The sequence below is a fragment of the Wolbachia endosymbiont of Pentalonia nigronervosa genome, from assembly GCF_014534705.1.
Classification (GTDB): Bacteria; Pseudomonadota; Alphaproteobacteria; order Rickettsiales; family Anaplasmataceae; genus Wolbachia.
Map to the genome: position 1 here is coordinate 1 of NZ_JACVWV010000042.1, position 10,182 is coordinate 10,182.

8 protein-coding genes, 1 tRNA gene and 3 pseudogenes are annotated in these 10,182 nt (G+C 34.8%); 5 read left to right on the top strand and 7 right to left on the bottom strand.

Annotated elements, in window-relative coordinates; genetic code table 11:
* A partial coding sequence (locus tag IC220_RS04695; RefSeq protein WP_188152690.1) for a transposase occupies positions 1–179 on the top strand: 179 nt, incomplete at its 5' end.
* A gap of 175 nt (positions 180–354) precedes the next feature.
* On the opposite strand, the gene IC220_RS04700 is transcribed toward IC220_RS04695, so the two are convergent.
* Positions 355–1,668, bottom strand: a complete 1,314-nt coding sequence (locus IC220_RS04700) for a malic enzyme-like NAD(P)-binding protein (RefSeq protein WP_188153390.1) — start codon at positions 1,666–1,668, stop codon at positions 355–357.
* A 117-nt stretch (positions 1,669–1,785) separates the two neighbouring features.
* On the opposite strand from IC220_RS04700, the gene pgsA reads away from it, so the two are divergent.
* Positions 1,786–2,328, top strand: a complete 543-nt coding sequence (gene pgsA / locus IC220_RS04705; RefSeq protein ID WP_188153391.1) for a CDP-diacylglycerol--glycerol-3-phosphate 3-phosphatidyltransferase — start codon at positions 1,786–1,788, stop codon at positions 2,326–2,328.
* A gap of 196 nt (positions 2,329–2,524) precedes the next feature.
* On the opposite strand, the gene IC220_RS04710 is transcribed toward pgsA, so the two are convergent.
* The 4 genes from IC220_RS04710 to mnmG all read right to left on the bottom strand — a co-directional run bounded on the left by IC220_RS04710 (position 2,525) and on the right by mnmG (position 6,921).
* Positions 2,525–2,601 (bottom strand) — tRNA-Ile (locus IC220_RS04710).
* A gap of 29 nt (positions 2,602–2,630) precedes the next feature.
* The gene (gene trxA / locus IC220_RS04715) at positions 2,631–2,954 is read right to left on the bottom strand and encodes a thioredoxin (protein ID WP_188153392.1); all 324 of its coding nucleotides are present in this window, start codon (positions 2,952–2,954) and stop codon (positions 2,631–2,633) included.
* Between the two features lie 48 nt (positions 2,955–3,002).
* On the bottom strand, positions 3,003–5,027 hold the full coding sequence (locus tag IC220_RS04720) for an ATP-dependent DNA helicase RecG (protein WP_188153393.1): 2,025 nt from the start codon (positions 5,025–5,027) through the stop codon (positions 3,003–3,005).
* Positions 5,028–5,046: 19 nt separating this feature from the next.
* Positions 5,047–6,921, bottom strand: coding sequence for a tRNA uridine-5-carboxymethylaminomethyl(34) synthesis enzyme MnmG (mnmG, locus tag IC220_RS04725; protein WP_188153394.1), 1,875 nt, complete (start codon positions 6,919–6,921; stop codon positions 5,047–5,049).
* Between the two features lie 169 nt (positions 6,922–7,090).
* Here mnmG and IC220_RS04730 point away from each other — a divergent pair, with 169 nt between their 5' ends.
* A complete protein-coding gene (locus IC220_RS04730) occupies positions 7,091–7,432 on the top strand; it encodes an IS110 family transposase (RefSeq protein WP_188153395.1) in 342 nt (113 codons plus the stop codon).
* Between the two features lie 10 nt (positions 7,433–7,442).
* Here the strand turns inward: IC220_RS04730 and IC220_RS04735 are convergent.
* Positions 7,443–7,548 (bottom strand): annotated as a pseudogene (locus IC220_RS04735) (IS481 family transposase); the annotation flags it as partial.
* Positions 7,549–7,995: 447 nt separating this feature from the next.
* Between IC220_RS04735 and IC220_RS04740 the strand changes: the two are divergent.
* Both IC220_RS04740 and IC220_RS04745 read left to right on the top strand, forming a co-directional pair.
* Positions 7,996–8,142 (top strand): annotated as a pseudogene (locus tag IC220_RS04740) (Rpn family recombination-promoting nuclease/putative transposase); the annotation flags it as partial.
* Positions 8,143–8,317: 175 nt separating this feature from the next.
* Positions 8,318–9,355 carry a Fic family protein gene (locus IC220_RS04745; protein WP_223158778.1) on the top strand — a complete coding sequence of 346 codons (1,038 nt, stop codon included), beginning with the start codon at positions 8,318–8,320 and terminating at the stop codon, positions 9,353–9,355.
* 408 nt (positions 9,356–9,763) lie between these two features.
* Here IC220_RS04745 and IC220_RS04750 read toward each other — a convergent pair.
* A pseudogene (locus IC220_RS04750) lies at positions 9,764–9,995 on the bottom strand (transposase family protein); the annotation flags it as partial.
* Positions 9,996–10,182: the final 187 nt, after the last annotated feature.

The following is a 10,182-nucleotide window of genomic DNA, read 5'->3' on the forward strand; positions in this document are numbered from 1 at the left end:
GTTCCAATAGAAAAACACCAAGAGAATACGATAAAGAGCTTTATAAAGAGAGAAATCTCATCGAAAGAATGTTCAATAAACTCAAGAATTTTCGTAGGGTTGCTACTCGTTATGATAAATTAGCTATTTCTTTCTTATCTTTTGTCCATATTGCTTCTATATATCTTTGGTTAAAATAAATGTCGACACTACCTAGATAATATAGTACAAGAAAAACGTCAATCTACCTGCATGATTCAGTAAGAGAGTACGTTGATTTAAAACATGAAAAGGTGGCAATTGTTCAGAAAAACAATTGCCATCAAAGCAATAGATTTACAAAATCCAATAGAAAGGTTTGCAATAGCAAAAATGCTACATATGTGAAGATAATAAATTTAACACACTGAGAACCTTAGCAAGGCGCGATTTTAATTGATTTTCATATTCATTCCAGTCTTGAATTGTCTTTCTTGCTACTTTTGAATCGATAGCAGCTTTTGCAACAGCAGGAGGTACTGTGAAAATCAATCTAGAATCGAAAGGAGTAGGTATTATATAATCACGTCCATAGCTCATTTTACAACCACCATATGCTGCAGATATTTCACCAGCACGTGCAAGTTTTGCTATTGCATTTGCAGCAGCAATTTTCATTTCATCATTGATTGATGTTGCATGTACATCAAGTGCTCCCCTGAATATATATGGAAAACACATTACATTATTAACCTGATTGCTATAATCTGATCTACCAGTTGCAATTATGGCATCCGGCCTTATGGCTTTTGCAAATTCAGGCCTGACCTCCGGGTCAGGATTAGCAAGGGCAAAAATTATAGGGTCTTTACTCATATCTTTCAGCATTGCTTCAGTTAGCACATTCTTTGCAGATAGCCCTATAAATACATCGGCACCTTTTATTACATCGGATAAAGAGCGTTCAGAAATATCAACAGCATGCTTTTCTTTCCATATATTCATATCTTCTCTTCTGCCCTGATATATCACTCCCTGTTTATCACAGAGCATGGTGTGCTTTGCTCCCATGGATTTAAGCATTTCTAAACACGCAATGCCTGCTGCTCCAGCACCATTCATGACTATCTTGACGTCTTCCAATCTCTTGCCAACTATATCAAGAGCATTCACTATGCCAGCAGCAACAACCACTGCAGTGCCATGTTGGTCATCATGAAATACTGGAATATCCATCAGCTCACCTAGACGTTTTTCTATTATAAAACAATCTGGAGATTTTATATCTTCTAAATTTATCCCACCCCAGCTTGGTCCAAGGTATCTAATTGCGTTGATCAAATCTTCTATATCTTCTGTAGCTATCTCTATATCAACTGCATCAATATCAGCAAAACGTTTAAATAAAACAGCTTTACCTTCCATGACAGGTTTTGAAGCCAGTGGACCAATATTACCAAGTCCGAGCACTGCAGTGCCATTTGAAATAACTGCAACGCTATTGCCTTTTGCTGTGTAGTCATATACTGACCCAGGATTCTTAGCTATCTCTAAACATGGAGCTGCAACACCGGGAGAATAAGCAAGTGACAAATCATATTGAGTAAGCAAAGGTTTTGTCGGCAAAATTGACATTTTACCAGGGTTGTCGTTTTTTTTATGATACTTCAGTGCCTCTTGTTTTGTAGCGTTATCTAAATCGTCACTCATTATTGTCCCCTTATTTACGTAATTAGACTGTAGTTTTTAAGTATATGTGATTTTTATAAAGATTCAATTGCAAATTGTTAGCTGATATATTATCTTATATTTCGGTGTATAGTAGTTATGCTCAAGAAAAATTTACCTAACATACTCACAATTTCACGTGTATTTGCAATACCAGCAATAGTATTAAGCTTTTACATACAGAATAAATATGCAGATCTAATCACAATATCAATCTTTATGTTTGCATGCATCACAGATTTTTTTGATGGCTATCTGGCACGTACATGGCAAGTTCAATCAAAGTTTGGTAAATTATTCGACCCTATTGCTGATAAGTTAATAGTTGTATCAACAATAATTATGTTAATTTATATGCATAAGATTAATGATTTTACAATAGTACCGTCAATTATCATCATTTGCAGGGAAATATTAGTGCCAGGTTTACGAGAGTTTCTTATCGCTACAAATGTTAGTCTACCTGTCAGTAAAATCGGAAAAATAAAAACATTTCTGCAGATGGTTGCTGTAGTCACACTCATAGTTAATAACTATGAAATAACTCAATATATAGGTGCAATTTCTTTATGGCTTGCAGCAGCAATCACTATATGGTCAGGCTATAATTACGTTTCAGTCGGAATAAAACAGATCGATTGAAAAAGGGGTCTATTATATGTATGGTCCCGGCATTTTACCTTCTTTATTTATTCAATACATTTTGTGATCATAAATTTTCATTCGAATAAACCTTGTTTGAGTTAGCTATATGTACTTGAAAATTGCCTGCTGTAGTGAATTCAGCCCACAACACAACTAGAATAAAGATAAATTACTAACTTTTTATTGGTAGGATTGGTGGGATTGGTAGGACTTGAACCTACGACCAATTCGTTATGAGCGAACTGCTCTAACCACCTGAGCTACAATCCCTTTTATTAAACGTACAAAAGTGCCTTAGCTTACTTCATCATCAACCCAACCCAACTTGATAAATCACTTACTGCTCCAATTTTTCTTGCAATTTCTTTACCACCTTGAAAAATGATTAAAGTAGGTATAGACTGAATTCCATATTTGCTCGGCACCTCAGTTCCTTCATCTATATTAAACTTACACACTTTAATTTTATCTTTTTTATCTTTAGCTAATTGCTCAATATGTGGCATTATAACTTTACATGGCCCACACCATTCTGCCCAAAAATCCACTAAAACAAATCCAGTATAATCAATAACTTCAGATTTGAAATTTTGATCATTTACCAATACAATATCATCACTCATAGATACCCTACAACAAATATTTACTTAGTATAGTGCATTAGTGAGTAGTTAATCAACTAAATTCTTAAACGATTCACTCCCACAAAACTTATTCTCATAGCCAAATACATTGAGCAATAATCCCACTTCGGCAAAAAAACCCTGTGCGTTGTTATATGCAAGATCAAGTAACTCTTTGTCTTTATGTAAGTCGGTAAACTTGAATTCCATGTATCCAGACTGTCTTGTACCTAAAATATCTCCGCTTCCTCTGAGCATCATATCCTTTTCAGCAATGTGAAATCCGTCCTGCGATTCGCGCATAGTCTTTAATTTTGAACACATACTCTTGCTCAAATTATCATATAATAATACACAAAAAGAAGGCTTATTCCCCCTACCCACTCTACCTCTTAACTGATGTAACTGTGACAATCCAAATTGTTCTGTATTTTCTATAATCATAATAGTTGCATCTGGTATGTCTATACCAACTTCTATTACAGTGGTGGCAACAAGTAAGGAAATTTCACCCCTCTTAAAGGAAAACATTACCTGATCTTTTTGGTCTTGAGTTAATCTTCCATGTATTATGCCAATTTTATTAAAAAATATCTTTTGTAGTTCCTGAAAACGCATCTCTACTGCCGCAACATTAAGATCTTCATTTTCTTCTATATAGGGACAAATCCAATATGCCTTTTCACCCCTATCAATTGCATCTTTTAACCTCTCAATAACGCTTTCTACCTTTTTTATGCTGACAGCTACAGTTTTTATCGGCAGCCTACACTTTGGCTTTTCTCTTAAAACAGAGCATTCAATATCACCATATATAGCTTGTTGCAATGTTCTGGGGATGGGAGTTGCAGTAACAAAAAGTATATCAGTATTGTCTCCTTTTTCTACCAAACGGTTTCTCTGCATTACACCAAATCTTTGTTGTTCATCTATTACTGCAAGACCTAAATTTTTAAATACAATGTTATCTTGAAATAGTGCATGAGTGCCGACAACTATATTTAAAATGCCACTTGTAAGTTCATTTATAATAAGCTTTTTCTCTTTGCGCGGAGTTTTTCCCGTTAGCAGCGCAACCTTTATTTCAGTAGTAGATAAAACTTCTTCAATCCACTTATAATGTTGTTCTGCTAAAATGGTCGTTGGAGCCATAAACGCTGCCTGCATGCCATTTTCAACCACATTTAACATAGCAAAAAGCGCTACTACAGTTTTTCCACTGCCAACGTCACCTTGCAGCAAGTTCATCATACGATATTTAGATTTTTGCTTTTCTGAAATTTCTTCTATTGCTTTAATTTGATCATCTGTTAACTGGAACGATAATTCACTTAGGACTTTTTTTGCGTATTTATTAGATATTATAAACTCTCGACTTCTTTCCTTAATATTACCTTTTCTTGTTAATTTCAGTGCAAGCTGGTATGCAAGCAATTCATCATAAGCGAGTCTTTTCCTACATTTTTCCACTTCATCTAATGAGTGTGGTTTATGCAACCTGATAATACTTTCTTTCCAACTGAACCAGTCTTCTTGTTTATCATCTAACCATTCTGGCAGGTCAGGTAAATTTTCAAGACAAGCATGTATTATGTTCCTAATACTCTTATTAGTAATACCGCGACTTAATTGATATATTGGTTCTATGCACGCAATTTCTTTAAATTGATCGAGATTAAATGATACATGGTCGGGATGGGTAATCTGTAGTCGATCAATGAACTCTTCAAGTTTACCACTTATTATTAATGTAGAATCAGGGGGAAATGTTTTATACAGATACTTAACTGAATAATTAAAAAAAACAATAAATACATATTTATTTTCGCTTTCAACAACTACTTTATATGGCCTTCCTCTTGCAGTAGGAGGCTGATGCTCACAAACCTTTGCAATAAAAGTTGTAAATTCCCCTACCTTAGCATCTACCAAGGATTTTCTTCTATCTATATAGCTGATTGGCTTATAAAATAACAAGTCAATTACCCTAATTCCACCACAAAGCCTAGTTAACACTGTAGCATGAAATTTAGATATATTTGTTAAATTGGCGCTAAGAGTAGCTTTGCACATAAACTCCTTTATTTTTTTGTTATCTAAAAACTTCGCTCATTTTTTTACTTTTAAGATATACTAATATACTCACTATTGCTGCTGGAGTAATGCCCTGTATTTGCTTTGCAACTCCTATCGTAGGAGGTTTGGTTGTTTGCAGTTTTTCTATTACTTCACTTGATAAGCCTTTAATTTGTGAATAATCAAAATCTAGAGGAATACGAGTATTGATTTCATCCTGTAAAAACTTCATATCTGCTTCTTGCCTTATTAAGTAAGGTCTATATTTGGCTTCAATCTCAATGATTTCACGCAACTCACCTTGAATTATACTCAATTCTGGCCATATTTTTCCTAGCTCATCTAAGTTTATATTCGGGTAACTGAGTAAATCCAGTGCTGTTTTTTTTATTCCGTCATAAGATATCTTAATGCCGTAAGATGCAAGTTTCTCCGGAGTAATGGTTAAACTCTCTAACTTTTCTTCAAGTTGTTCAAGAGAATTAAGTTTATCCTTCAGGATAGAATATCTCTCATATGAGACAAGAGAAATATCGTAACCTTTTTGTGTTAATCTTCTATCAGCATTATCCGATCTGATCGACAGTCTGTATTCTGCACGCGATGTGAATAATCTGTATGGTTCTGTAACTCCTTTAGTAACTAAATCATCTATCATTACCCCAATATACGAGTCAGTGCGATGAAGAATAAAACTATCCTGTTTGCCAGACGCAGATAACGCCGCATTAATCCCCGCTATAATTCCCTGCCCTGCTGCTTCCTCATATCCAGTAGTGCCATTAATTTGTCCGGCAAAATAAAGGCCTTTGACCTTTTTAGTTTCAAGTGTGTGGGACAATTCCCTTGGATCAATGTAATTATACTCAACTGCATAGCCAGGCCTTAATATTTCTGCATTCTCAAGTCCTTTTATACTTTTTATCATTTCATGCTGCACTTCAATGGGTAATGAATTTGAAATTCCATTCGGGTACACAGTATTATCATTAAGTCCTTCTGGTTCTAAAAATATTTGATGTCTATTTTTTTCCGCAAATTTTTTGACTTTAACCTCGATTGAAGGACAGTATCGCGGTGCTATAACATCATCTAGATATGAAGAAGCTGACCTGTGAAGATTCTCCTGAATTATTCTATGAGTGTTCTCATTAGTATGAGTAATAAAGCATGAAATTTGGGGCTGAGTAATTTTTTTTGTTAAGTATGAAAATGGAATTGGCGGATTATCACCCAATTGCTCATCCAACACTGACCAATTGATAGTACTGTGACTCAACCTTGGTGGAGTGCCAGTACGCAATCTACCTAGTTGAAAATTGTACTTTTTCAATGTATCAGCAAGCTTTATTGCAGGTTTATCTCCCATTCTTCCAGCCGGAGTTGTTTTTTCTCCTATATGAATTATACCCTGCAAAAAAGTTCCGGTAGTGAGCACTACTTTGCCTGTGAATATGTGTTTCCCAGAGCTTGTGACCACTGCTTTTATATAGAATCCTTCTCCACTTTCTATAAGAAAATCATCAACAGATTCTTCTCTAACTGTAAGATTACTATAATTCAAAATAATCTCTTGTATTGCTTGCTTGTATAACTTGCGGTCTGCTTGGGCTCGTGGTCCCCATACTGCAGCACCCTTACTTTTATTCAATATAATAGAATGTATACTTGCTTGATCAATAGCTCGACCCATTATCCCATCAAGAGCATCAACTTCTCTCACAACCACACCTTTTGCAACTCCTCCAATTGCTGGATTACATGACATTTCTCCGATAGTTGAGATCTTATGAGTGATAAGCAAAGTCTTAGCACCAAGACGTGCAGAAGCTGCAGCCGCTTCACATCCTGCGTGCCCACCACCTACTACAACTATATCATAATAACTCATATATCACATAAATAATTATATTAATGTAAAGAAAATTATTGAAAATTACAATAGACCTCTCTTTCGAAACAGGGCTACCTCACGAAAAAACTGAGAAAGGATCTGTGTATGGTTCCAGAAACTTTTTACTTCTTCTGCAGTTGGTATAATAGACATACTGTAATTGCTGTTGAGAGAGTATGAAGCAATAGGAATAGAAAGTGGACAACTTTCAATACCAATGTGTAAAGAATTAAGAAGTTTTGGGTTATCAGTAATTTGTGTAGATGCGAGGCATATGGCAGCAGCATTGTCTGCGAGGATCAATAAAAACGATAAAAATGATGCAAGTGGTATAGCACAAATGATGAGAGTTGGGCTATATAAAGAGGTATTAGTAAAATCAGATGAATCTTGTCAAATAAAAATAGCACTTGGAAGCAGAAGACAGTTAATATGCAGTAAACAGCAGATTATAGGAACAATAAGAGGATTACTGAAGATATATGGGATAAAAAGGGTCAAAATTTAAATGCTTGTCTTTAGGTGTATAGTCCCAGAGTATGATGGAAGTATAAATAAATCAGGAAATTTTGTCCACTGATCACATATGAACTCATAAGGTGTGAGACCCTTAAGAGTTTTTAGGTGTACAGTCCCAGAGAGTGATGGTATAATAAAATATGAGAAAAAAAATACCATCACTCTCTGGGACTGTACACCTAGTTGAAAAGAAAAATTTTCGAAGCATTAGTTGGTTGTCATAAGGTCTAGAGGCATTGGAAAATTGCATCTGACTTTTTAGGTCACTAACTTCATGATTTGTTTCATCCAACATTCAATCTTTAATGGTAGCTGCATAAAAGCTGTAATTTAAATGGCTCTCTTTTCAAACTTTTGCATCTTTGAATATATTCTATTTTCATTTTTAAGTAAAATCGATAATAACTCGGTTTCTTATTTTCACACACGCAAATAAAAATAAGACTTGTTTTCATTTTTTGACTTTTTTGAAAATAACATACATACTATGGATATCATAGAAAGAATGACTATCACTCTTCACTTTTTGAAAAGTTTAATGAAGGCAAGAATGAAGGCATGCAAATTGGTGAAAAACGGGGCAGAAAAGAGAGAGAAATTGAAGTAGCAAAGGCAATGCTTGCTGATAATGTGGACGTTAACACCATTGCTAAATTTACTGGATTATGTGTAGATGAAATCAAGAAACTTCAAGATTAAAGCAGCTTCTTTTTTTTATCCCTCTTTTTCCACACATAGGTATGATAAAAATACTTGTTTATCTGCATGTTATCGGCATAATATTGTGGTAATTTAATGCAGATAAAATGCTAATATCATGCTGATAAAATTTGTACCCAACTATACAATCACCCCTAATATTGCTAGCTGCCTTATGAAAATCGAGGCGATTAAAGAGAGAGTTTTACTTTTACCGTTAACACCAACTGTATTGACATCACTTCGGGAGAGCGCACGCCTTTATACAACGCACTATTCAACCATGATTGAAGGGAACCGTTTAAAGCCAAAACAAATTGAACAAGTTTTAAAGCATGGAGACAACTTTTCAAGATATAAAAGAGACGAGAATGAAGTTAAAGGCTACTATGCTGCTTTGACTCAAGTTGAGCAATGGGCAGCAAGAGGGACACCTATTACTGAGAAAATAGTTCAAACACTTCACACTTTAGTTATGTCAAACGGAAGGTCTAAAATAAAGCCTACACCATATCGTGATGGACAAAATGTTATATGCGATAGTATCACACGTAAAATTGTTTATATGCCACCAGAAGCAAAAGATGTACCAGGACTAATGAAAGGTATGATAAACTGGGTTAATGAAAGTAAAGAAATTCCCTGTCCTATTATTGCTGGTATTGCCCATTACCAATTTGCAACAATTCATCCTTACTATGATGGAAACGGACGTACTGCAAGGTTGTTAACTACTTTGATTTTGTATCTTGGTGAGTATGATCTTAAAGGTATTTACTCGTTAGAGGAATACTACGCTAAAAATTTAGGGACATATTATGAAGCTATTAGCATTGGTCCATCTCATAATTATTACATGGGGCGAGTTGAAGCGGATATTACTAAATGGTTAGACTATTTTTTAGAAGGTATGGTTATTTCGTTTGATAATATTTTAAAATTTATGAATGAAGCAAAAAATCAAGGACTACCAGACCAAATGAATTTAATCAGAGAACTTGACCCAAAGCAACGTAAAGTTCTTGAGCTATTTCAAAAGTTTAACGTTATTACAGCTAACCAAGTCGGAGAGTTATTTGGCTTTAAGTCCCGTACAAGTGCGCAGCTTTGTAAGCGTTGGGTAGAATTTGGCTTTTTTGAAATTGTAGATCATTCAAACAAGGGAAGAAAATATAAACTTAGTAAACAGTATGAAGATTTGCTTTTAAAATGATATTTAGCATAAAGCGTTCATTTTCCACTTTGATAAGTTGGTTGAAGTTAGTATGGAAGTAAAAAAAAGTTTAACTGTGCATTGAAATTACAAAACCCAAAATGCGCATCCTTATAATTGTATAGCATATCGTCAAGACTTTTTTCAACAAATTACTTTGATTACCACAGTAAAAGGGTTAATACGGTAACCATAATCTTTACGTGATGACCCAGGCCAACCAACTGTTTGAATCACATCATTACGCCCAATATTTAATCCTAACCTTTTTGCTAGAGTAGTCTTTATTGTTCTTTGGATTGTGTTTAGTGGCTTTCTGATGTGGTGTTCTGGATCTGCTTCTGTAGACCCCCTGCGAAACAACATAAAGAGAGTTGCTGATAAAATGGTAAGGAACCCCAACCCGAAAGCTCCGTGCCTTAGGTTCACAATACCAGCAATAATATTGAACCTCATGTTGTATTTCTTCTGAAAATTGCGGTAAACATTTGATATAATTTTGAATATTTTGATCTCGCGAATTTTATTTTCCACTTGCATCCTCCAGCTTTCTATTATGCTCCTTTTGTTCTGACGTTAGCGGTTTTTTCCTATATTTTTTGTATGGAATCACCACATTTTTCTGCAGTTTTTGCCATCCTTAGACCCCCTGCAAAACGAGGAAAAAAGTAGAAAAACAAAAAAAAGCGTATAAAATGAGAGTTTTAGTGAGAGAAAATGGCAATAAATTATGCAAAAGTGGCAAAAACCCCTTATATTTTCAGACAATTAACGGGTCTAAAAACAGAAGAATTTGAAAAAATCGTGGAAAAAGTGAGGCCGGAGTG

Bases quoted from the DNA above. Each gene is read 5' to 3' on its own strand.
- IC220_RS04700 (WP_188153390.1), bottom strand. From the start codon at position 1,668: ATGAGTGACGATTTAGATAACGCTACAAAACAAGAGGCACTGAAGTAT.
- pgsA (WP_188153391.1), top strand. From the start codon at position 1,786: ATGCTCAAGAAAAATTTACCTAACATACTCACAATTTCACGTGTATTT.
- trxA (WP_188153392.1), bottom strand. From the start codon at position 2,954: ATGAGTGATGATATTGTATTGGTAAATGATCAAAATTTCAAATCTGAA.
- IC220_RS04720 (WP_188153393.1), bottom strand. From the start codon at position 5,027: ATGTGCAAAGCTACTCTTAGCGCCAATTTAACAAATATATCTAAATTT.
- mnmG (WP_188153394.1), bottom strand. From the start codon at position 6,921: ATGAGTTATTATGATATAGTTGTAGTAGGTGGTGGGCACGCAGGATGT.
- IC220_RS04745 (WP_223158778.1), top strand. From the start codon at position 8,318: ATGAAAATCGAGGCGATTAAAGAGAGAGTTTTACTTTTACCGTTAACA.